Genomic DNA, 22,160 nt, shown 5'->3' with positions numbered 1-22,160 from the left:
GGCGGCGGCCAGCGTGTTCGCTCGCTTAGTTTATTCGTTCGATGCTGAGCTTAATGTTTAATGACTTATTTAGCAGTTCTGCTTCGTCTTCAAGGTCGGCGGCAATGAGTGGGTTGATGCTAAGCCAATTTTCAGGAATGGACAGTAGGAGTTCGTCTGCTTTCGAGCTTTGTAGGCTTATGCCGTCGGGTAGTTTCTTCGGCTGTCGGCGGCGATAAAAAATACAGGCTAGGCGCAGTACGCAGGTGAGTGGCCAGTCAGGAGTGACGCCGTAGGTCAGTACACTAGGTTGCTTGGGTTTGCGGCGATGGTTGGCCACTAAAAAGCTGAGGCGCGCTTGTTCCTGTCGGGAGAACCCTGGCATGTCGGCATTGCCGAGGATGTAGGCGCCGTGTTTATGGTAGCCGCCGTGGGCAATGGCAAGGCCAAGTTCATGCAGTTGAGCGGCCCAGCGCAGCAACGATTCGGCTTCGGATTCTGGTGTGTTGATATGTGGTGCAACGGCGGGTAAGAGTCTTGAGCATAAATCCGCAACGCGATCGCCTTGGGCGCTGTCTATGCCGTATTGAACGATGAATTGCTTGATGGTGTCTTCGCGTTTATCTCGATGATGCAGCCGTCCGGCAAGGTCGTGGACGATACCTTCTCGTATCGCGTAGGCAGACACGTGCAGGCCTTGCATGTCTAATTCTTGGAATAGTGCGTAAAGTACTGCGAAGCCGCCAACGAATACGTCTTTGCGGTCTTCGCTGAGGCCGGGGATATTTAGATTGCGATTGTTGTCTGCTGACAGTACTTGGTCTTTGAGTTTTTCTAAACCTTCCGCTGAAATATAACCGGCTTCACTGAATTGTTGATCAGCCAGAATTTTGCCAATACTACGGATGGTGCCAGAGGAGCCAACGGCTTCGTCCCACTGAGCGCGAAAGGGTTCTACGTAGGGGCCGATCATTTGTCTTGCTGCGTTTACGGCTTTTTTAAAGGCCTTGTCGCTGATGTCGCCATTTTTAAAGTAGCGCATGCTAAAGCTAACACAGCCCATTGGCAGACTTTCGAGCTGGCGCGGGGTGTTGGTGCCAATAACTAATTCGGTTGAACCGCCGCCAATGTCGATGACCAGTCTGCGCTGTTTTTCTGGCGCAAAGTCGTTGGCGACGCCGAGGTAGACGAGGCGAGCCTCTTCGGTGCCTGAAATAATGTTGATAGGTAAGCCGAGTACAGATTCTGCCTTGGCCATAAATTCGCTGGCATTGACGGCTGCGCGCAGGGTATTGGTACCGACGATGCGGATTTGCCGGCGCGGCACACCGCGGAGGCGATCGGCCATTTTTGCTAGGCTCTCTAGTGCGCGGTCTTGGGCGACGTCACTTAGGCGACCGTCGTCATCGAGGCCGGCGGCGAGTCTAACCATGTCTTTATGGCGATCTATGACGCGGAGCTTGTTGTCTTGGAAGCTGGCGATGAGCAAGTGGAAGCTATTTGAGCCGAGGTCTAGAGCTGCGTAAGAGTCGCTGTTTTGAGCCATTGTAATATTGGTTCCTTAATGATTGTTTAGTGTATCGGCTGGACAGAGCAAAATCGACTGCTTAAATGTGTCATATTAGTGACATGATATTTTATTAAGCTGATGTGTTGGTTTAATTACATTTTTGGTGAAAGGGTAAGAAATGAGCGGGCAGAGCGAAGTAACGTCATGGGTTGCTAAAGAGCTGAGTTGGCTTTCGTTTAATGAACGGGTATTACAAGAGGCGGCGGATCCCGACGTGCCGGTAATTCAGCGCATTCGGTATTTGGGGATTTTTTCAAATAACCTCGATGAGTTTTTCCGTGTGCGTGTTGCGGATGTGCGTCGCTTGGCAGCATTTTCGCCAGCGTCAAAGCAAGAAGAGTATAAGGCGCTTTTAGAAGAGATACGTCAAACGGTTATGAAGCTTCAGCATCGTTTTGACACGATGTATCGTGAAAACCTGAAAGAGCTGCGTCGTCGTAAAATCTATTTGATCAATGAGCGGCAGCTAGATGAGACCCAGACTAAATTTGTGCGTGGATACTTTCATTCGCATATTCAGCAGGAGTTGGTGCCGATCATATTGGATGACGCCAATCCGATTCCAGAACTCAACGACGCTTCAATTTATCTCGCTATTAAGCTGAGTAGTGAGCAGCAAACGCGCTTTGCATTGCTTGAAATACCGACAGTGCGACTTGATCGATTTATCCGTATTCCCGGTCGCAAAGGTAAGCGCGGCAAGGTTCTTATTGCGCTAGAGAACATGATTCGGGTATGCCTACCCGAGGTGTTTCGTGGCATTTTCCCCATGGACGAAACGGCAGCATATACCATAAAGCTAACCCGTGATGCGGACTTGGAGCTGGGCGAGGAAGTAACGCATACCTTCGTCGAAAAAATGACCCAAAGCTTGAAGCGTCGTAAAAAAGGTGACCCGGTGCGCTTTGTATACGACAGCGCCATGCCGAATGATTTACTGGAGTATCTGGTGAAGCGCTTGGAATTGGGTCGCTTGGATTCGATGATTCCGGGTGGCCGCTACCACAACTCTAAAGATTTTATGCGCTTTCCTAATTTGGGACCTGCGTACTTAGATAATAAGCAACTCCCAACTATTCCGGTTCCCGCGATTGATCAGGCGGCGAATATTCTGAGCTGTCTCCGTGAGCAAGATATATTGCTGCACTATCCTTATCACAGCTTTAATTACCTGACGGATTTGCTCAAGACAGCAGCGATAGATCCGGCGGTTAAAAGTATTAAGGCGAGTCTGTATCGGGTTGCCTCCAACTCCCACGTGGTGGACGCTTTGCTGAATGCCGTGGCGAATCATAAGGAGGTGACGGTTGTTGTGGAGTTGCAGGCGCGATTTGATGAAGAGGCGAATATCGCGTTGTCGCAGCGTCTTACCGACGGCGGCGTGAATGTTATTTTGGGTGTGCCGGGGCTTAAAGTGCACAGTAAGTTAATCTCGATTGTGCGGCAGGAGGGCAGCGTTCAAAAGTATTATTCCCATATCGGCACGGGTAACTTTAACGAGAAGACCGCAACGGTTTACACCGATTTTAGTTTGTTAACCTACGACCAAGCGCTAGGCGACGAGGTGGCGAAGGTTTTTGATTTTATCGCCTACAACTATAAGCGCCACGAGTTTAAGCATCTGGGTGTGTCGCCGCTGAATAGTCGCGAGCGTTTGCTTGGGCTAGTAGAAACTGAGATTCACAACGGCAAGAAAGGGCGTGAGTGTGGTATTACCCTGAAGTGCAATAATTTAGTTGATCGCGAATTGATCGATAAATTATACGAAGCTAGTTCAGTTGGTGTGCCTGTGCGCTTGATTGTGCGTGGGATGTGTTCGCTAGTTCCCGGTGTTAAAGGGCTTAGTGAGAATATTGAAGCCATTAGTATTGTGGATGGTTTTTTGGAGCACCCCCGTGTGTATATTTTCCGTAACGCTGGCGAGCCGCGCTATTTTATTTCCTCTGCGGATTTGATGACCCGAAATATTGACTTCAGGGTGGAGGTGACGTGCCCCGTTTATAGCAAGCCTTTGCAGGAAACTTTGCAGTCAATTATCGATTTGCAGTGGGCAGACAATGTGAAGGCGCGGATTATAGATGTGGCGCAAAGTAATGCCTTTAAGCCACGAAAGAAGAGTGCGGCGAAGATTCGCTCACAGCTTTTAACCCATCAGTTTTTGAGCACGGGTAAATTGCCGCGTTTGGCTAAGCTGGATTATCGCTCGCGGTTTAAGGTAAAAGCATCTAAGGGTAAGTCTAAAAAATAAGCGTGTTTTTACTGAGTAATAATTAGCAGTTCGCCGCTTAATTTTTTAGGGCTGCTGATTTCTCGGGTCACCAGTGTCGCGCCGAAGGCTTTTTGGCAGCGCTTTGCCAATTTGTGGAAGGGCGACCTGCCGGGGTCAGCAATAATAATGGTGCCAACGCCCGCTTCGCGCGCGGCTTCTATTGCTGAGAATAGCGGTTTAACTAAATTATCCCAAAAACAAATATCGCCACCCAACATAAGGCTATGGCCTTTTAGGTCTGCTGGTTTTAGATGTTCGTAGCGGGCTATGCGGGTTGCGATGTTTACGTCGTTTAACATTGCGTGTGCGTCGAGATAGGGAAAAACATGTTCGTCTGCGTCTATGGCAGTGACTTTTGCTTTGAAATGCTGTGCGCAGGAAATACCTAAAATTCCCCAACCGCAGCCGATCTCGGTGATTTTGGCTTTTTTCTTGGGTGGGTTTTCGAGTAGATAATCCATGATGAGAAACGACGAGCCCCACACTTGGTAGCCGTGTATCTCAGGCCCCGGCAGCACCCGCTGCATGCGGCGAATTATTTTGTGGTTTTTCTTGAGTATGAGTACGTCATTAACAATGCTTATATCTTTTAATGCCGGATGTGCGGTCATTGTCAGCTGGTGTCCTTTGACGCAGATGGCGATTTAGCGAAATTGCTTTGGTCGAATGATATCGGTGAGTTTAGCGCTGTCGGCTCTAAGCTGGTCCCAATACTCAATATTAATTTCTAATTCCATGAAGGTGCAGGTGCCAACGTGGCCAAGTTTGCCATCATATAAATAATTGGCCAGCTCGGCTATCGCGGGGTTGTGCCCGATGATAAAAGCGCTGTCTTGTGATTGTGGTAATTCTTTCAGCCAAGCAAGTAATTTGGCTGCTTCAAATGTGTATGCCGCGTTTTCTTGGGTGATGTCGGCGTCGTCAAATACATCCGAGTCGATTTGGAATCGCTTGAGCGTTTCCTGTGAGCGCTTGGCAGTGCTGCAGTAAACGTGCTTAAAGCGTCGTCCAGTGCGTTGCAGTTCTGCGGCAACAAGCTGGCAGTCACGCTTGCCCCGTTTAGTGATGGGACGGTCGGCATCGGTGAGCTTGTCGTCATTCCAATCGGATTTAGCGTGGCGCAGTAAATAGAGAGTTTTCATGATCTAGGGACGGGCAGCTCGTATTAGTTATGATCGCGCACAATGCGCATTTTTTGTCTTTCCCAGTCGCGGTTTTTCTCAGTTTCACGTTTGTCGTGATCCTGTTTGCCTTTGGCAAGACAAATTTCCGCCTTTATCAAATGCTTTTTCCAATACAGCGCGGTGCATACGCAGGTATAGCCTTTCTGCTGAACAGCCTCTTGCAGTTTGCTTAGTTCTTTGGCGTGTAGCAAGAGTTTACGGGTTCGCGTCGGATCAGTAACGTAGTGGGTGGACACAGTAAGGAGCGGCGTTATGTTACAGCCGAGTAAAAACGCCTCACCGTCCTTTAATATGACGTAGGTATCGGTGATTTGAATTTTACCTTGGCGTAGACTTTTGACCTCCCAGCCGCGAAGTACAACGCCGGCTTCAAACTTGTCGGTGAGGGTGTAATCGTGACGTGCCTTTTTGTTTTGGGCTATCGTACCGCTGGTATTTTTTGATTTGTTTTTGCTCATACCCGCGATTATAGAGGGAGTTGCTGGCAAAACCTATTGGGGTCAGGTAAAAAGACCGCTGCTTTGCAAAATTGATGTTGCCGACGTATGGCCTTAAGAAAACGAAAAATTCAAGGAATATGGTCTAGCCGTTGGACTTTTCTCGCCGCGGCCACTGGTTTGGTGGTCAGTTTGGGGAATTTCTGGAGGACGCCGCAGGAGCTTGGTCAGAATGGCGGCGGTGCCTACCTCATCGCCTATGTGGCGTGTTTGTTCCTTATCATGTTGCCGATTGCAGTGGCCGAGGTGCGTATTGCTGTGCGCGCTCGTGGCAATCCCGTGCACGCGATAGATCAGTTGGCCCATTACTCCAAGGCAAGTAAGCATTGGTCGCTGGTAACTCAAATAGCCTGCATTGCGGCTCTGCTATTAGCGGCCAATTATTCGCTAGTGTCGGGTTGGTTGCTGGTTTATGTGGCAAAAATGGGCTCAGGCGTGATGGAGGCCGCGAGTTTAGATTCTGTCGCAGGGCAGTTTAAAGATTTATTGGCATCACCAGATGTGATGCGGTTTTGGCAGCGAGTTTTTCTTGTAGCGGCAATTGGTTTGTCGGCGCTCAACGTGGTGCGTGGCATGGCTGCCGTGTTGCGGGTTTTGTTGCCAGTTCTTTTACTGGTCTTATTGGGGCTTCTTTACTACGGCTACGTCTTGGGCGACTTTCCGTCGGCCTTGCGTTGGATGTTTGATCTTCGGGTGGCTGATTTAACCTGGCGGGCGGGCTTTTCTGCGCTTCAGCATGCTTTTTACACGCTGAGTATTGGTACCGGGGCATTGATGGCTTACGGTGCTTATTTCCCGTCGGGGAGGTCGGTGACACGTCAGCTAATCGCCTTGGCGGTATTTGATACGGCGGTACTAGTGATTGCCGGTGTGGCTATTTTGGCCTTGGTGTTTGATCAGCATATTGTCTCGGGTTCTGGGCCAGCATTGCTATTTATTAGCCTTCCTTTTTCGTTTGGTAATTTGGTTTTTGGTGATATTGCTGGGACGAGCTTTTTTCTGTTGCTGTCTATTTTGTCGTTGACCACCGTGGTGGCGCTGATGGAGCCGGTGGTCGCCTATTTGGTGGAGCGCTGGGGCTTTATGCGTTGGTTGGCCGCTCTACTTACCGGAGGCTTGGTATTTATTGTCGGTGATCTGTCGATAACGTCAATGATGCCTGATTCAGATTTGCGCTGGTTTTCTCGCAGTTTAATGGAGTGGCTGGACATTCTGGCCGCCAATGTTTTGCTGCCGCTGTGCGCGTGGTGCTTTGTTTTGTTTGCCGCATGGCGGGTGCCAAAGTTAGTTTATGGGGTGAGGGACGGCTGGTTTGAGGGGGTATTTTTTTGGCTTTGGCAGGCATTGTTGCGGTATATTGCGCCGCCAGCCGTGTTGGCGGTGTTAATCATAGGTTTGTATTTGCGTGTTAAAAGTTAAGATTTACGCATAATACGGTGTAGTGATTCAGGACCCAGTAATGAATGAGATTCGACGCAGTGCATTATTGCCCTATTCGGCAGAGTTTATTTATCAGCTGATAAACGATGTTGAGGCGTATCCTCAGTATATGGATGGCTGCGTTGGTGCCGAAATTTTGTCGCAAACCGAAGGATCTATGGATGCGCGTTTGGATTTGTCGCGCGCGGGTATTCGTATGAGTTTTGTTACCCGCAATAGCCTGACCCCCGGCCGTAGTGTCGGCTTGACTCTTCTTGATGGCCCATTTGAAAATCTGACGGGCGAATGGTCGCTACTCGCCTTAGGTGGCGATGCCTGTAAGGTCAGTTTGCATCTGCGTTTTGCTTTGGCGAATAGTGTGGTTGGCCTCGCTACGCGGCAGTTATTCAATTCGGTTGCTAATAATTTGGTTGATGCCCTTGTTAAGAGAGCGAATGAACAATATGGAAAATAAAGACAATACTATTCATGTTGAAGTGGCGTATGCCCTACCTCATCAGCAGCGCATTGTGGCCTTAGAAGTACCTGAGACCTGCACTGTGCGTGAGGCAGCGCTGCAGTCAGGTTTAGATAAGCAGTTTCCTGAGCTGGATTTGGCTACCGCGGACTTAGGTATTTTTGGTAAATCTGTTAGCGCTCCAGATTCTCAGGCGCTGAAAAATGGCGAACGCGTTGAAATTTACCGTCCACTCATTGCTGACCCGAAAGAAGTACGCAAACAGCGGGCCGCAAAAGTGAAGGCCCGCAAAGAAGCGCAGTAGTTATTCGGCGGCCTGAACTTCTGTAGCTGGGGCGGCATCTTGCTGCGCCGTGGGCTGGATGTCAGTGGTGAATTCACTGAGCTTGTCGTCTTTAAAGATCACCGTTAGGTGATGGTGTTCTTTCTTGTCGTTGTTGCGATCATCCAATGTGTAAACATAGTCCCAACGATTTGGGCTGAAGGTGTCGCGAATTAACGACGTGCCCATGACATATTCAACTTGGCTGCGGGTCATGCCGATCTTAAGCTGATCAACCATTTCTTGGGTAATAATGTTGCCCTGATCGATCGAGAGACGATAAACACCGGGAAATTCCATAGAGCTGCAGGCGGCCAACGATACGAGTAAGCAGGCTGAGGCAAGTCTTCTATACATGCTAAGGGTTCCAATCGCTTATAGAGGCGTGGGATAATAGCGCAAACCCAATCGCAACGCTAAGGTCCAGGCATATGTCTATAGAAAATCAAGAGCTTCGTAAAGCGGGACTCAAAGTTACATTGCCGCGAGTAAAGATTTTACAGCTACTCGAACAAGCGGAGAGCGAAAATCAACATTTTAGCGCGGAAGACGTTTATCGCGCATTGATGGAGTCTGGTGAAGACGTTGGTTTGGCAACGGTTTACCGCGTACTGACTCAGTTCGAGGCAGCAGGCTTGGTGACTAGACATAATTTTGAGACCGGTCACTCGGTGTTTGAGCTAGAAAAGGGTGATCACCACGATCACATTGTCTGCATGGAGTCTGGCGATGTTATCGAGTTTTTTGACGAAGTCATTGAATCCCGTCAGCGCCAATTAGTGGAAGAGCGCGGTTTTGATTTGGTGGATCACAGTCTTGTTTTATATGTGCGCCCAAAAAAGAAGAGCTAAACGAAGCCTGCTTTAGCGCAATCTGTCAGCGGCGACCATCTGTGTGGGCCGCTGCCTTCTTAATCGGCGATCAACCCGCTTCAAAGAGTTTGTCCGCTGAGCGTGTATTAAAGTGGAAGATATACCCTCTCATTGCCCGCTTCACCGTACCATTCCGTTTTGTTAATCCAAAAATATTCAGTGTCTTACGCCGAGCATTTCGCGTGCGTGGGCAATGGTGTTCTCAGTAATAGCAATACCACCAAGCATACGGGCGATTTCTTCGATTTTCTGATTGTCACCTAGCGGTTCGAGCGTGGTCGTCATCTTGGTCTTGTTGCCGGTCTTCTGTACTTTAATATGGTGGTCGCCTTGGCTGGCAACCTGCGGTTGGTGAGTCACGCAGAGTACTTGGCTACGTTGCCCAAGTGCCTTTAGGAGTTGGCCGACAATCTCAGCTGTGGCGCCGCCGATGCCGACATCAATTTCGTCAAAAATAACGGTTGGGATGGCGGCTACTTTTGCGGTAATGACCTGAATAGCAAGGCTGATGCGAGACAGCTCGCCGCCAGAGGCGATTTTGTTAAGAGGGCCTTTCGGCGCAGCAGGGTTAGTGCTGATTAATATTTCGATTTCTTCCTGCCCATTGCTGTGCGGTTCGCTGTCGTTCAGTGGGTGCATGGCGAATTCGACTTCGCAATGTTTCATTGCCAGTGCTTGAAGCTGTTCTTCTACACCTTGCTTCATTAACTTGGCCGCTTTCGCGCGTTTTTTGCTCAAGTCAGATGAGGTGGTTTGGTAGGCTTTTAATGCCTGACGTTGATCGCTTCGCAATTGATCAATTTTTTCATCGCTGGCACTCAATCCGTCGAGCTGCTCTTCTAGTGAAGTTTGCAGTGCTATTAGCTCATCGGCTTGTATACGATGTTTTCTGGCGGTTTGGTATATGGTGTCTAGTCTCGATTCAACCTCAATGAGGCGCTCGGGATCTAATTCTGTGCCATCAATGACGTGTTGCAGTTCGCCAGCAGCTTCTTCAATTTGAATTCTTGCGCTTTCTAATAATTGAGCGGCATTTTCCTGCACGCTGCTGCGGTGTGGGCTGCTGTACAACGACGATAATGCTTGGTGAAGAATACCCATGGCGTTGACTTCGCCGTCGCGGCACAGGTTTAAGCTATGGTGGTTGGCCGCCAGTATTTGCTCGGCATTCGCTAATTGCTTTTGTAAGTCTTCTAGTTCGTCGAGCTCGCCTGCTTTTAAATCAAGTCTATGTAGTTCTTCGAGTTGGTATCGCAATAGCTGCTCTTGCGCATTTTGTTCAGCAAGATTGGTTTCCAGTGTCAGAAGGGTTTTGCTGCAGTGCTGATATTGCTGGCAGTGCTCGCTCACTTGTCTGGCGAGGGCGGTTGTCCCTGCGTAAGCATCTAAAAGTTCGCGTTGATAGGGCTTTTGGAGAAGTGACTGGTGCGCGTGCTGGCTGTGAATGTCGATGAGGTAGGAACCAAGTTCGCGCACGTCTTGCAGGGTTGCTGGTTGGCCGTTGATGTAGGCGCGTGAGCGGCCGTCGGCGGAAATCACTCGTCTCAGCATGCATTCGTTGCTGTCGTCTAGGTCGCGCTCTTTAAGCCATTTTAGTGCGGGTGGAATCGCGCCAATATCAAACAGGGCGTGGATGTCGGCGCGATCTGCGCCGCTGCGCACAATATTACTTTCGGCACGATCGCCAAGGGCGAGCCCAAGGGCGTCTAGCATAATTGACTTGCCGGCACCGGTTTCGCCGGTGAGCACGGTCATGCCGCCTTTAAGTTCAATGTCGAGATGTTCGGTGATCGCGTAGTTGCTGATAGTGAGATGGCTCAGCATAGTGGTCTCTCGCAGTGTAAAAAATTGCATGTATATTTATACAGTAAAATACTGCGGCTCGTCATCATCGTCAATCACCCGCCGTAAAAATATTTGTCTTTGCCTTGAATTCACGCCGCTAAACCCCATATACGCGACAACGCGGCGATTGTCCGCAAGGCCTAATACGTGTGACGGAGATTGGATACGTGACAGAGGAACAAGACAAAGCGGCAATGCAGGATGAAGAGCTTCAATCTGGCGAGCTGCTGCAAGAAGATGATGAGTCTGGCGTTGAGTCGGAACTTAGCCTTGAAGATCAGTTGGCGGAGGCAAAGCAGGCTGTAGCTGACGCGCATGAGCAATCGTTGCGTGCGGCGGCAGAGGCGCAGAACATTCGGCGCCGAGCTGAGAAAGATGCCGAAAACGCGCGCAAGTTTGCGCTTGAGAAGTTTGCCGGCGATATGTTGCCCGTCGTAGACAATTTAGATCGCGCGCTGGCGGCGGCTGATATGGCTGATGAATCTTTGAAAGCCATATTAGAAGGGGTGGAGTTAACTCGCAAAACATTGGTTGATGCTTTGGCGCGTCATAATGTGGAGCAGTTAAACCCCGTTGGCGAGCCATTCAATCCAGAGTTTCACGAGGCGATGGCGATGGTGCCTAATCCAGATGCGGAGCCGAATTCGGTTCTGGATGTGATGCAGAAAGGTTATACCCTTAACGGCCGTTTGCTGCGCGCAGCAATGGTCGTGATCGCTAAGGCGCCATAAATAGAATTTGTATTAAAAATAGCCTATGCCCACTTGAAATGTGTGGATAAGGGCCAATATCTGTCAACAAGACAAAGAATTTCGCCTGACGTGGCGACAGTTAGTAATGCGGAGAATTATCATGGGTAAAATTATTGGTATAGATTTGGGGACCACCAACTCGTGTGTGGCGGTTATGGATGGCGACAAAGTTCGCGTTATTGAGAACTCTGAAGGTACGCGTACTACGCCGTCGATTGTTGCCTACACCGACGACAAAGAAATTTTGGTTGGTCAGAGCGCCAAGCGTCAGGCTGTCACTAACCCACACAATACATTGTATGCGGTTAAGCGTTTGATCGGTCGTCGCTTTGAAGATGATGTTGTGCAAAAAGACATCAAAATGGTGCCTTACGGTATCTGCAAAGCAGACAACGGTGATGCTTGGGTTGAAGTGAAGGGCGAGAAATTAGCACCGCCACAAATTTCGGCTGAAGTTCTTAAGAAGATGAAGAAAACCGCCGAAGATTACCTTGGCGAGAAAGTGACCGAGGCGGTTATTACTGTACCGGCGTACTTCAATGACTCACAGCGTCAAGCAACCAAAGACGCGGGTCGTATTGCGGGTCTAGATGTAAAACGTATCATTAACGAGCCAACTGCTGCGGCATTAGCCTACGGTATGGACAAGGCCAAAGGCGATCGCACCGTTGCGGTTTACGACCTTGGTGGTGGTACTTTCGATATCTCTATTATCGAGATCGCAGAGGTAGATGGCGAGCACCAGTTTGAAGTGTTGTCGACGAATGGTGACACCTTCTTAGGTGGTGAAGATTTCGATATGCGCCTGATTGATTATTTGGCGGAAGAGTTCAAGAAAGAAAACAGCATTGATCTGAAAGGTGATTCGCTAGCTGTTCAGCGTTTGAAAGAAGCAGCTGAGAAGGCGAAGATCGAATTGTCTTCAAGCCAGCAAACTGAGATCAACCTGCCATACATCACTGCAGATGCGACTGGTCCTAAGCATTTGGTTGTGAAGTTGAGCCGCTCTAAGTTAGAAGCTCTGGTTGGTGACTTGGTTGCTCGTTCACTTGAGCCAATGAAAGTTGCACTGAAGGATGCTGGTTTGTCAGCGTCTGAAGTCGATGAAATCATCTTAGTTGGTGGTCAGACTCGTATGCCTTTGGTGCAAGCCAAGGTTACTGAGTTCTTTGGTAAAGAAGCTCGTCGCGATGTAAACCCTGACGAAGCCGTAGCCATGGGCGCAGCATTGCAAGGTGCGGTACTGTCTGGCGAAGTAAAAGACGTATTGCTGTTAGACGTTACCCCGCTGAGCTTGGGTATTGAAACGATGGGTGGTGTTGCGACGCCGCTGATTGAGAAAAACACCACGATTCCAACTAAGAAATCACAGGTGTTCTCAACAGCTGATGACAACCAAACCGCGGTAACTATTCACGTTGTTCAGGGTGAGCGTAAGCAAGCTGCGGCAAACAAATCATTGGGTCGTTTTGACTTAGCTGATATTCCGCCAGCGCCACGCGGGTTGCCGCAAATCGAAGTTACCTTCGATATTGATGCCAACGGTATTCTGCATGTGTCTGCTAAAGACAAGGCAACAGGTAAAGAGCAATCTATCCGCATCACTGCATCAAGCGGTTTGAATGAGGAAGAGATTGAGAAAATGGTACGCGATGCAGAGGCGAATGCCGAAGCAGATAAGAAGTTCGAGGCAATGGTAACTGCTCGCAATACTGCCGAAGGCATGGCTAACGCGACCCGTAAAACGCTGGAAGAAGCTGGCGATAAAGCTACCGACGAAGAAAAGGCGGCAATTGAAGCAGCGCTAGCAGAACTTGATGAGGCGGTTAAAGGTGATGACGTCGAGAAAATCGAAGAAGCCACTAAAAAATTAACTGAAGCATCTGGTGGTCTTGCACAAAAAATGTACGCAGAGCAGGCCGCGCAAGCGGAAGCAGCTGGCGGCGGTGCAGAACAGCCCCAATCTGGCGCTGACGATGTGGTTGATGCCGAGTTTGAGGAAGTAAAAGACGACGATAAGAAGTAAAGTGCGGGGCCGAAGGGGCCCCAAACTTGCATTCTGCCTAACGGGAGACGTGAGACGCTGGAACTATCAAGTTCTTGAAGTGTTCTAGCGATTTCCCGTTTGGCGTTTAACAACAGTCATCAATTAATCTGGCAGAGCGGTTTGGTGTTTTAGCGCCCACCCTCTCCTGAACAGTGTAAAACGAAGCTATGGCAAAACGAGATTATTACGAAATTTTGGGCGTGTCGCGGGACGCCGACAGTAAGGATATTAAGAAAGCCTACCGTCGTATAGCGATGAAGAATCATCCTGACCGCAACCCAGATGATCCGAAGGCTGAAGATATTTTTAAAGAGGCTACCGAGGCCTACGAAGTGCTTTCTGATGAGCAGAAGCGCTCCGCATACGATCGCTTCGGTCATGAAGGCGTAAACGCTGGCGGTGGTTTTGGCGGTGGCGGCGGTGCTGGCGGCTTTAGTGATATTTTTGGTGACGTATTTGGCGATATTTTCGGCGGTGGCGGCGGTGGTCGGCAGCGCGGGCCAGAGCGCGGCTCCGATCTGCGTTACACGCTAGAGATTGATTTGGAGCAGGCGGTTCACGGCTCAACGGCCAAAATTCGTATTCCTACCTTGGTTGCGTGTAAACCGTGCGACGGTAGTGGCGCGAAAGCCGGTTCGAAGCCTATGACCTGCAGCACATGTAACGGTGTGGGCCAGGTGCGTATGCAGCAGGGCTTTTTTGCCGTGCAGCAAGCTTGTCCTAACTGTCGAGGTAAGGGTACGATTATTTCCGACCCATGCAATGAGTGTCATGGCCAAGGTCTGATCGAAGAAACCAAAACCTTGTCGGTGAAAGTGCCAGCGGGTGTTGATACCGGCGACCGTATTCGCCTAACCGGCGAAGGCGAGGCCAGTCCTAACGGCGGTCCGACGGGTGATTTGTATGTGCAGATGTCTGTGCGTCCACATCCTATATTTAAGCGCGATGGTAAAAATTTGCACTGCGATGTGCCGATTAGCTTTGCTGACGCGGCTTTGGGTGGCGAGATAGACGTACCGACGTTGGAAGGGCGTGTAAAGCTGAAAATCCCAGCGGAAACTCAAACTGGGAAATCCTTCCGTTTGCGCGGTAAGGGAATTACCCCCGTGCGTGGCGGTAGTACAGGTGATTTAATTTGCCGAGTTGCAGTTGAAACGCCGGTGTCGTTGAGCAAACGCCAGAAAGAGTTGTTGCAAGAGTTTCAGGCCAGCATGGAAGGTGACGACAAGCAGTCACCTCGAAAAAAAACATGGTTTGACGGCGTGAAAAACTTTTTTGACGATATGAAACTCTGATAATTCACTGTTTCTATTAACCGGGCTCTACCTTCGGGTAGAATCCGGTCTCGACTTCCCCTAACTTTTTCTCCATTCTTGGCGACAAGTGAATTCGGCGATTCTACGCTCCGAACTATTTAGAGGCGCCTTTAATAATGGACAAAACCCTCAACAAATTTGTAGCCGATTATCTGTGGTCAGATAAGGTGGTTCATTACAGTGCTTGGCAGCGCAAGCTGATTGATATGCTGCGTCTGCTTTATGTGGTTCTGGATGATTTAACCAAGGGTGAGCTAACACTTAGGGCAATGAGCTTGGTTTACACCACCTTGTTGTCTTTGGTGCCGATGATGGCGGTCAGTTTTTCGGTGCTAAAAGCGTTTGGCATGCACAATAAGCAGCTAGAGCCGATCATGCTGCAGTTTCTTGCGCCGATGGGAACGCAGGGTGTTGAGATTACCGACAAAATTATCGGCTTTATCGATAATGTAAAAATCGGTGTACTGGGTACCTTTGGTGTTGCGCTACTGTTTTACACCGCAATTTCATTGATTCAAAAAATAGAGGCGACCTTTAATTATATTTGGCGCTTAGATCAGCATCGCAGTATCGGTCGCCGATTTGCCGATTACGGCAGTGTGATGTTGATTGGCCCGCTCTTGGTATTTTCTGCCATAGGTTTGTCTGCCAGTGTATTGAGTGGTGGTTTTGTACAAACTATCAGTACGCATGTGCCGGCTGTGCAGTATTTGATCGCTTTTGTGACTGAGGCTGCGCCGTATTTGATGATTATTGCGGCCTTCACCTTTTTCTATATGTTTATTCCTAATACTAGAGTGACGTTCCGCGCAGGTGCGGTGGCGGGTTTGGTTTCTGGTGTTTTGTTTCAGAGTTTAGGTTGGGGCTTTGGGAGTGTGGTGGTGTCGGCGAGCGGCAGCGGCACCTATGCGATTTACTCCGGCTTTGCTATTTTGATTTTGTTTATGATGTGGATGTACATCAGCTGGTTGATCTTGTTGGTTGGCAGTAGTGTTGCATTTTACGTTCAGCACCCCGAATATATTTCGCCGGTGCGCCGCAGTGGTGATTTGAGTATTCGTCAGCGCGAGACTCTGGCCTTGCAGGTGATGGCGATAATCGCCCAGCGTTATTATCAGTCGCGAAAGCCTTTTTCGGCGAGCGATTTTGTCTACCGTTTGCGGGTTCAGATTCAGGGTGTGACGCGGGTGCTTAACGCCTTAAAACACGCTGGATTAGTAACAGAAAACCATGAAGATCCGCCACGCTATCTGCCAAATGCGCCGCTTGAAAAGACCAGTTTAAAAACGGTTATCGACGCGGTGCGCAATGATGGCACTTTGCAGTTAATTGCATTGCGGGTGCCTCGTAAGCCGGTGCATGGTGTTGCTGAGGTAACGGCGTTAATCGATGCCGCTTTGGACTCTGCGTTGGCATCAACGACGGTGCGAGACATGGCGATAAATGAGTCTGGTGAGCATTTTGACGAAGAAGTGCCAAGCGGGGCCAACAGTCGCGACAGAAAACAGAATTAGATTATTTAATATTGGAAAGTGATATGACAGTTCGGATAGCAGTAACCGGTGCCGCAGGCAGAATGGGGCGGATTTTGATCGAGGCGGTGTCGTTGAATGAAGCTTGCACATTAACGGCGGCGATTGAGCGTCCCGAAAGCTCCCTGATTGGCGCCGATGCCGGTGAGTTGGCTGGTTTGGGTAAAAATGGCGTGGCAATAGTGGGTGACGTGAATGCGGTGCTGGGTGATTTTGATGTGCTCATCGATTTTACCGTGCCTGCCGCAACCCTCGCGAATGCTAAGGCCTGTGGTTTAGCTGGCAAGGGTATGGTGATTGGCACCACCGGTTTTAACGCGGAGCAAAAGGCAGAGCTAGAGGCGGCAATTGCCCCAATTGCGATTTGTCAGGCGTCTAACTTTAGCACCGGCGTGAATCTGTGCTTTAAATTACTAGATATGGCCGCGCGGGTATTGGGTGATGATGTTGATATAGAAATTGTCGAGGCTCATCACCGTCACAAGATTGATGCGCCATCTGGCACGGCGCTGAGCATGGGTCAGGTAGTTGCCGATGCCTTGGGGCGTGATCTGGAAAAAGTTGCTGTTTATGGCCGTGAAGGCCAAACCGGGGCTCGCGATCGCGAGGCGATTGGTTTTGCCACTGTGCGTGCTGGCGATATCGTTGGCGACCATACGGTGATGTTCTGCGCGGAAGGCGAGCGCGTCGAAATTACCCACAAGGCTAGTTCGCGGATGTCATTCGCCCGTGGCGCGGTGCGCGCGGCAGCGTGGGTGAGTGCGCAGAAGGCTGGACGCTACGATATGCAGGATGTACTTGGTTTAAAATAATTCTGCATGTTCGAGTTCTTTGCGCGCCGAATTCGCTGAAAATGTGAATTAATCTCAGCAAAGTCAACATTAGCGGTATTTATTGCGGTGGACGCGCGGGGGGAGTTTCGCGTAAAATCGCGCATCAGATTAGGGTGCCGAGCTGAATAAGCTCCGCAGCCCCGCAGAAAGCGAGGTGAGGTAATCTTCATCTCGCTTTTTTGCACGCGTATTTTCCTCTGTGGTCCCTTGGTTGTCGTTCCGGCGGGTATGTCGGCGGTAGCTCTCGGCCGCAAGTTTGCTCTAGGAGGTAGTCTTGACGGTTCCAGCCATACTTGCCCTTGAAGACGGCAGCATTTTTCGGGGCATCGCCATTGGTGCCGAGGGGCATTCCGTTGGTGAGGTCGTATTTAATACGGCGATGACCGGGTATCAGGAAATTTTGACCGATCCCTCATATGCTCGCCAAATTGTTACATTAACCTATCCCCATATCGGCAATACCGGTGTGAACAGCGAAGACGAAGAAGCGGACCAAATTTGGTCTGCGGGCTTGGTTATTCGCGATCTTCCGATGCTTGCATCGAGTTTCCGCAGTGAACAAAGCCTGTCTGATTACCTAAAAGCCCGAAACATTATTGGTATTTCTGATATCGATACTCGCCGCTTGACGCGTATTTTGCGCGACAAAGGTGCTCAGGGTGGCTGCTTAATGGCTGGTGACATCGATGAAGCCAAGGCGCTGACGATGGCAAAGGAATTTGCTGGGCTCAAGGGCATGGATTTAGCGAAAGAAGTCACCACTGCCAAAAGTTATAAATGGCGCGAAGGTAGTTGGGCGCTAGGTAAGGGTCACAAAACCTTTAGCGATGCAGAGCTACCCCATAATGTTGTCGCCTTCGATTTCGGTGTTAAACGTAATATTTTGCGGATGCTCACCGACCGCGGATGTCGCTTGACGGTTGTGCCAGCAAAGACCTCGGCCGCTGAGGTATTGGCGATGAATCCCGACGGCGTTTTTCTATCCAATGGCCCCGGCGATCCGGAGCCCTGCGATTACGCTATTGCCGCGATTAAAGACATTGTTGCTACCGGCGTGCCGGTGTTTGGTATCTGTCTTGGCCATCAATTATTGGCTCTGGCATCTGGCGCAAAGACAGTGAAAATGAAGTTTGGCCACCACGGTGCCAACCACCCAGTGCAGGACTTGTCTACTAAGGTTGTTCATATCACCAGCCAAAACCACGGTTTTGCGGTTGATGAGGGTTCATTGCCTGCCAATTTAGCGGTGAGTCACAAGTCGCTATTTGATGGGTCTTTGCAAGGTATTCAGCGTACAGATACGCCAGCTTTCGGGTTCCAGGGGCACCCAGAAGCGAGCCCAGGCCCGCATGATATTGCGCCGCTGTTTAATCAGTTTATCGACATGATTGTGGCGGCTAAGCAGGCCAAATAAAGCGTTACCTCTCAGCCGTTTGATCCTGTGCGGCTGAGAAAAATGAACACCCCAGCTAGTGTCTGTTGCTCAGCTTCCGGTAGCAGACTGTTTATTACGAAGCACAGAGTTAGATGATTAGTACTTATGCCAAAAAGAACTGATATCCAAAGCATTCTTATCCTCGGCGCTGGTCCCATTGTTATTGGGCAGGCCTGCGAGTTTGATTATTCCGGTGCGCAGGCGTGTAAAGCCTTGCGGGAAGAAGGTTACCGAGTAATTCTGGTGAACTCTAACCCTGCGACCATTATGACCGACCCATCAATGGCTGATGCGACCTATATTGAGCCCGTAGTGTGGGAAACGGTTGCTAAAATCATTGAGAAAGAGCGTCCCGATGCTCTGCTTCCTACGATGGGCGGGCAAACCGCACTGAACTGCGCTTTGGATTTGGATCGCGAGGGTGTGCTCGCTAAGTACGGCGTTGAAATGATCGGCGCCACCAAAGCCTCCATCGACATGGCTGAAGATCGTCAGTTATTCGATAGGGCAATGAAGCGTATTGGTTTGGAAACACCTAACTCTGCAATTGCCCACAGTATGGAAGAGGCGCTGCAAGTTCTGGATTCTATCGGCTTCCCAGCCATTATTCGCCCCAGTTTCACCATGGGTGGTTCCGGCGGTGGTATTGCCTATAATAAAGAAGAATTTATCGAAATTTGTACCCGCGGTCTCGATCTTTCACCAACCAATGAGCTGCTAATCGACGAGAGCTTGATTGGCTGGAAAGAGTTCGAAATGGAAGTTGTGCGTGATAAAAACGACAACTGCATTATTGTTTGCGCCATCGAGAACTTTGATCCGATGGGTGTGCATACTGGTGACTCGATCACTGTTGCGCCAGCGCAAACGTTGACGGATAAAGAATATCAAATTATGCGTAATGCCTCTTGCGCAGTATTGCGCGAGATCGGTGTTGAAACCGGTGGTTCCAATGTGCAGTTTGGTATGGAACCGCACACAGGCCGCTTAGTGGTTATCGAGATGAACCCGCGGGTGAGTCGTTCGTCGGCGCTAGCGTCTAAAGCGACGGGTTTCCCAATTGCGAGAGTTGCGGCTAAATTGGCGATTGGTTACACCTTAGACGAGTTGCAAAACGATATTACTGGCGGAGCAACGCCTGCGTCTTTCGAGCCTGCAATAGACTACGTGGTTACCAAGATTCCGCGTTTCACCTTTGAAAAATTTGGTGAGGCGCAAACTCGTCTGCATACCCAGATGAAATCTGTTGGTGAGGTGATGGCGATTGGTCGTACCTTCCAGGAGTCTTTGCAAAAAGCCCTACGTGGTCTTGAAGTAGGTTCGGCAGGTTTTGAACACCAAATTGATGTTGATCGTGATGATGCCCGTGATGTGTTGATTGCTGAGCTGACTAATCCCGGCCCAGAGCGCATTTGGTTTGTTGCTGATGCCTTCCGTGCAGGTATGACGGTTGATGAGGTATTTGAGCATTCGTGGATTGATCCGTGGTTTCTAGTTCAGATTGAAGACATTGTCAAAACTGAAAACTCGCTGAAATCGCTAGTGCTTACCGATATCACTAAAGATTTGATGTGGCGTTTGAAGCGCAAAGGATTTTCGGATCAGCGTTTAGCCGTATTGCTGGCAGTAAGCGAAAAACAACTGCGCACCTTGCGTCATAGCCTAGATATTCATCCGGTCTACAAGCGTGTTGATACCTGCGCGGCGGAGTTTTCTACATCGACCGCGTATATGTATTCCACCTATGAAGAAGAGTGTGAATCGCAGCCTTCAGATCGTGAGAAAATTCTGGTTATTGGCGGCGGCCCAAACCGTATTGGCCAAGGTATTGAATTCGATTACTGCTGCGTGCACGCGGCCCTAGCGATGCGTGAAGATGGTTACGAGACCATTATGGTTAACTGTAACCCCGAGACCGTATCGACGGATTACGATATTTCTGACCGCTTGTATTTCGAGCCGGTTACCCTAGAAGATGTCTTGGAAATTGTCGCCAAAGAAAAGCCCAAGGGCGTTATCGTGCAGTTCGGCGGTCAGACTCCGCTGAAGTTGGCCCGTGATCTTGAGGCCGCTGGCGTACCAATTATCGGCACATCGCCTGACGCAATCGATCGCGCTGAAGACCGCGAGCGTTTTCAGCAAATGATCGAGCGGCTTGAATTAAAACAGCCACCAAATACAACCGTGCGTTCAGAAGAAGCGGCGTTAGTTGCAGCGGCAAAAATAGGCTACCCACTAGTTGTGCGTCCGTCCTATGTATTGGGTGGTCGTGCGATGGAGATCGTTTATAAGGAAGACGAATTGCAGCGTTATATGCGCGAAGCGGTGCGTGTTTCTAATGAATCGCCAGTGCTATTAGATCACTTCCTGAATGCGGCGGTTGAGGTGGATCTCGACGCGGTGTCAGACGGTAAGCAGGTTGTGATTGGCGCCATCATGCAGCACATAGAGCAGGCGGGTGTTCACTCTGGTGACTCGGCCTGTTCTTTGCCACCTTATTCCTTGAGTGCTGAGGTGCAAGATCGCATGCGCGAGATTGTGAAAGCGATGGCGCTAGAGTTAGGCGTTATTGGTTTGATGAACGTGCAGTTGGCAGTGCAGGATGGCGAGATATATGTGATAGAGGTTAATCCTCGCGCGTCGCGTACTGTACCTTTTGTATCTAAATGCATTGGCGTGTCTTTGGCGAAAGTTGCGGCGCGTTGCATGGCTGGCACCAGCTTGGCGGAGCAAAACTTCACCACTGAGATTGTGCCTAAGTATTTCTCGGTGAAAGAAGCGGTATTCCCCTTCGCTAAATTTCCCGGTGTTGACCCTATTCTCGGGCCAGAAATGAAATCCACCGGTGAAGTAATGGGCTTGGGCGAAACCTTTGCTGAAGCCTTTGCAAAAGCGGCAGTAGGTGCTGGCGAAGTGTTCCCGACCAGCGGCCGCGCTTTTATTAGCGTACGAGATCCAGACAAGGATGGCGCGATAGAAGTTGCCAAGCAGTTGGTTGCGCAGGGCTTTACCCTTTGTGCTACCCGCGGTACGCACAAGGTACTCGTTGCGGCGGGGCTCGAATGCCAGCGCGTCAATAAAGTATTGGAAGGTCGTCCACATATCGTCGATATGGTTAAAAATGGCGACGTCGACTTAATTATTAATACCACCGAAGGTAAGCAGGCTATTGCCGATTCGTCCCTGATTCGCCGAAGTGCATTGGTTAATAAGGTGAGTTACACCACAACACTTGCTGGTGCGGAAGCAATTTGTCAGGCTTTAGCATTTGGTGAAGAGAAAACAGTGCGTCGTTTACAGGACGTACACGAGGGAATGATACAATGAATCAAGTGCCAATGACTGTTGCGGGTGAAAAAGCGCTGCGGGATGAGTTAAAGAATCTAAAATCTGTTGAGCGTCCGCGTATTACTCAGGCAATCGCGGAGGCACGTGCTCATGGCGATTTAAAAGAGAACGCAGAATATCATGCGGCGCGTGAGCAGCAGGGATTTTGCGAAGGCCGAATTCAAGAGATTGAAAGCAAGCTTGCCGGTGTGCGGGTTATCGATATTTCTAAAATCCCATACACAGGTAAAGTCATTTTTGGGGTGACTGTCACTCTCATCAATTGCGAGACAGATGAAGAGGTCACTTACCGAATCGTGGGCGAAGATGAGGCCAGCGTGAAAATTGGCAAGATTTCGGTTACCTCACCGATTGCACGTGCGCTTATTGGTAAGGAAGAGGGCGATGTCGCCTTGGTTGCTGCGCCTGGCGGCACTATCGAATACGAAATCGACAAGGTGCAACACCTCGCCGAGTAAGAGC

Annotated in this window: 19 protein-coding genes; 13 read left to right on the top strand and 6 right to left on the bottom strand. The window is 49.9% G+C overall.

The window, feature by feature from the left end; genetic code table 11:
• Nucleotides 1-25 precede the first annotated feature (25 nt).
• Complete coding sequence (gene ppx / locus O9X78_RS12050) at nt 26-1,525, bottom strand: exopolyphosphatase (RefSeq protein ID WP_269619937.1); 1,500 nt, start codon at nt 1,523-1,525, stop codon at nt 26-28.
• Nucleotides 1,526-1,667: 142 nt separating this feature from the next.
• Here ppx and ppk1 point away from each other — a divergent pair, with 142 nt between their 5' ends.
• Nucleotides 1,668-3,797 carry a polyphosphate kinase 1 gene (gene ppk1 / locus O9X78_RS12045; RefSeq protein WP_269619936.1) on the top strand — a complete coding sequence of 710 codons (2,130 nt, stop codon included), beginning with the start codon at nt 1,668-1,670 and terminating at the stop codon, nt 3,795-3,797.
• Nucleotides 3,798-3,805: 8 nt separating this feature from the next.
• Here the strand turns inward: ppk1 and O9X78_RS12040 are convergent, their stop codons facing one another.
• Genes O9X78_RS12040 through smpB form a run of 3 tightly spaced genes read right to left on the bottom strand, consistent with a single transcriptional unit; the run spans nt 3,806 to nt 5,460 of the window.
• Nucleotides 3,806-4,429 carry a class I SAM-dependent methyltransferase gene (locus O9X78_RS12040; protein WP_269619935.1) on the bottom strand — a complete coding sequence of 208 codons (624 nt, stop codon included), beginning with the start codon at nt 4,427-4,429 and terminating at the stop codon, nt 3,806-3,808.
• Between the two features lie 33 nt (nt 4,430-4,462).
• A complete protein-coding gene (locus O9X78_RS12035; protein WP_269619934.1) occupies nt 4,463-4,960 on the bottom strand; it encodes a SixA phosphatase family protein in 498 nt (165 codons plus the stop codon).
• A 23-nt stretch (nt 4,961-4,983) separates the two neighbouring features.
• Nucleotides 4,984-5,460, bottom strand: a complete 477-nt coding sequence (gene smpB / locus O9X78_RS12030) for an SsrA-binding protein SmpB (protein ID WP_269619933.1) — start codon at nt 5,458-5,460, stop codon at nt 4,984-4,986.
• An 87-nt stretch (nt 5,461-5,547) separates the two neighbouring features.
• On the opposite strand from smpB, the gene O9X78_RS12025 reads away from it, so the two are divergent.
• From O9X78_RS12025 to O9X78_RS12015, 3 genes are read left to right on the top strand one after another with little or no spacing between them, the layout of a single operon-like run.
• Nucleotides 5,548-6,918: a sodium-dependent transporter gene (locus tag O9X78_RS12025; protein WP_269619932.1), complete on the top strand. Its 1,371-nt coding sequence runs from the start codon at nt 5,548-5,550 to the stop codon at nt 6,916-6,918.
• A 40-nt stretch (nt 6,919-6,958) separates the two neighbouring features.
• Nucleotides 6,959-7,393, top strand: coding sequence for a type II toxin-antitoxin system RatA family toxin (locus O9X78_RS12020; protein ID WP_269619931.1), 435 nt, complete (start codon nt 6,959-6,961; stop codon nt 7,391-7,393).
• The gene (locus O9X78_RS12015; RefSeq protein WP_332108528.1) at nt 7,374-7,700 is read left to right on the top strand and encodes an RnfH family protein; all 327 of its coding nucleotides are present in this window, start codon (nt 7,374-7,376) and stop codon (nt 7,698-7,700) included. The genes O9X78_RS12020 and O9X78_RS12015 overlap by 20 nt, the downstream gene beginning before the upstream one ends.
• On the opposite strand, the gene O9X78_RS12010 is transcribed toward O9X78_RS12015, so the two are convergent.
• Nucleotides 7,701-8,075, bottom strand: coding sequence for an outer membrane protein assembly factor BamE (locus O9X78_RS12010; protein WP_269619930.1), 375 nt, complete (start codon nt 8,073-8,075; stop codon nt 7,701-7,703). It abuts the gene before it with no gap.
• Nucleotides 8,076-8,149: 74 nt separating this feature from the next.
• Between O9X78_RS12010 and fur the strand changes: the two genes are divergently transcribed.
• Nucleotides 8,150-8,569 carry a ferric iron uptake transcriptional regulator gene (gene fur, locus O9X78_RS12005; RefSeq protein ID WP_269619929.1) on the top strand — a complete coding sequence of 140 codons (420 nt, stop codon included), beginning with the start codon at nt 8,150-8,152 and terminating at the stop codon, nt 8,567-8,569.
• A 177-nt stretch (nt 8,570-8,746) separates the two neighbouring features.
• Here fur and recN read toward each other — a convergent pair whose 3' ends face one another.
• Nucleotides 8,747-10,414, bottom strand: a complete 1,668-nt coding sequence (gene recN, locus O9X78_RS12000; protein ID WP_269619928.1) for a DNA repair protein RecN — start codon at nt 10,412-10,414, stop codon at nt 8,747-8,749.
• A gap of 188 nt (nt 10,415-10,602) precedes the next feature.
• Here recN and grpE point away from each other — a divergent pair, with 188 nt between their 5' ends.
• The 8 genes from grpE (at nt 10,603) to greA (ending at nt 22,156) form a co-directional block, all read left to right on the top strand.
• Entirely contained in the window at nt 10,603-11,166 is a 564-nt protein-coding gene (grpE, locus tag O9X78_RS11995; RefSeq protein ID WP_269619927.1) for a nucleotide exchange factor GrpE, read from the top strand.
• 121 nt (nt 11,167-11,287) lie between these two features.
• A complete protein-coding gene (gene dnaK, locus O9X78_RS11990; RefSeq protein WP_269619926.1) occupies nt 11,288-13,213 on the top strand; it encodes a molecular chaperone DnaK in 1,926 nt (641 codons plus the stop codon).
• A 188-nt stretch (nt 13,214-13,401) separates the two neighbouring features.
• On the top strand, nt 13,402-14,529 hold the full coding sequence (gene dnaJ, locus O9X78_RS11985) for a molecular chaperone DnaJ (protein ID WP_269619925.1): 1,128 nt from the start codon (nt 13,402-13,404) through the stop codon (nt 14,527-14,529).
• Nucleotides 14,530-14,666: 137 nt separating this feature from the next.
• Nucleotides 14,667-16,064 carry a YihY/virulence factor BrkB family protein gene (locus O9X78_RS11980; protein ID WP_269619924.1) on the top strand — a complete coding sequence of 466 codons (1,398 nt, stop codon included), beginning with the start codon at nt 14,667-14,669 and terminating at the stop codon, nt 16,062-16,064.
• Nucleotides 16,065-16,087: 23 nt separating this feature from the next.
• The gene (gene dapB, locus O9X78_RS11975; RefSeq protein WP_269619923.1) at nt 16,088-16,894 is read left to right on the top strand and encodes a 4-hydroxy-tetrahydrodipicolinate reductase; all 807 of its coding nucleotides are present in this window, start codon (nt 16,088-16,090) and stop codon (nt 16,892-16,894) included.
• Between the two features lie 295 nt (nt 16,895-17,189).
• The gene (gene carA / locus O9X78_RS11970) at nt 17,190-18,329 is read left to right on the top strand and encodes a glutamine-hydrolyzing carbamoyl-phosphate synthase small subunit (protein WP_269619922.1); all 1,140 of its coding nucleotides are present in this window, start codon (nt 17,190-17,192) and stop codon (nt 18,327-18,329) included.
• A gap of 126 nt (nt 18,330-18,455) precedes the next feature.
• Nucleotides 18,456-21,677, top strand: coding sequence for a carbamoyl-phosphate synthase large subunit (gene carB, locus O9X78_RS11965; protein ID WP_269619921.1), 3,222 nt, complete (start codon nt 18,456-18,458; stop codon nt 21,675-21,677).
• On the top strand, nt 21,674-22,156 hold the full coding sequence (gene greA, locus O9X78_RS11960) for a transcription elongation factor GreA (protein ID WP_269619920.1): 483 nt from the start codon (nt 21,674-21,676) through the stop codon (nt 22,154-22,156). Before carB ends, greA begins: the two co-directional genes overlap by 4 nt.
• Nucleotides 22,157-22,160: the final 4 nt, after the last annotated feature.

The sequence above is a fragment of the Zhongshania aquatica genome, assembly GCF_027257955.1.
In the GTDB taxonomy this organism is placed as follows: Bacteria; Pseudomonadota; Gammaproteobacteria; order Pseudomonadales; family Spongiibacteraceae; genus Spongiibacter; species Spongiibacter aquatica.
The sequence above is the reverse complement of the archived record's forward strand: the minus strand, read 5'-3'. Positions and strand labels throughout refer to the sequence as shown.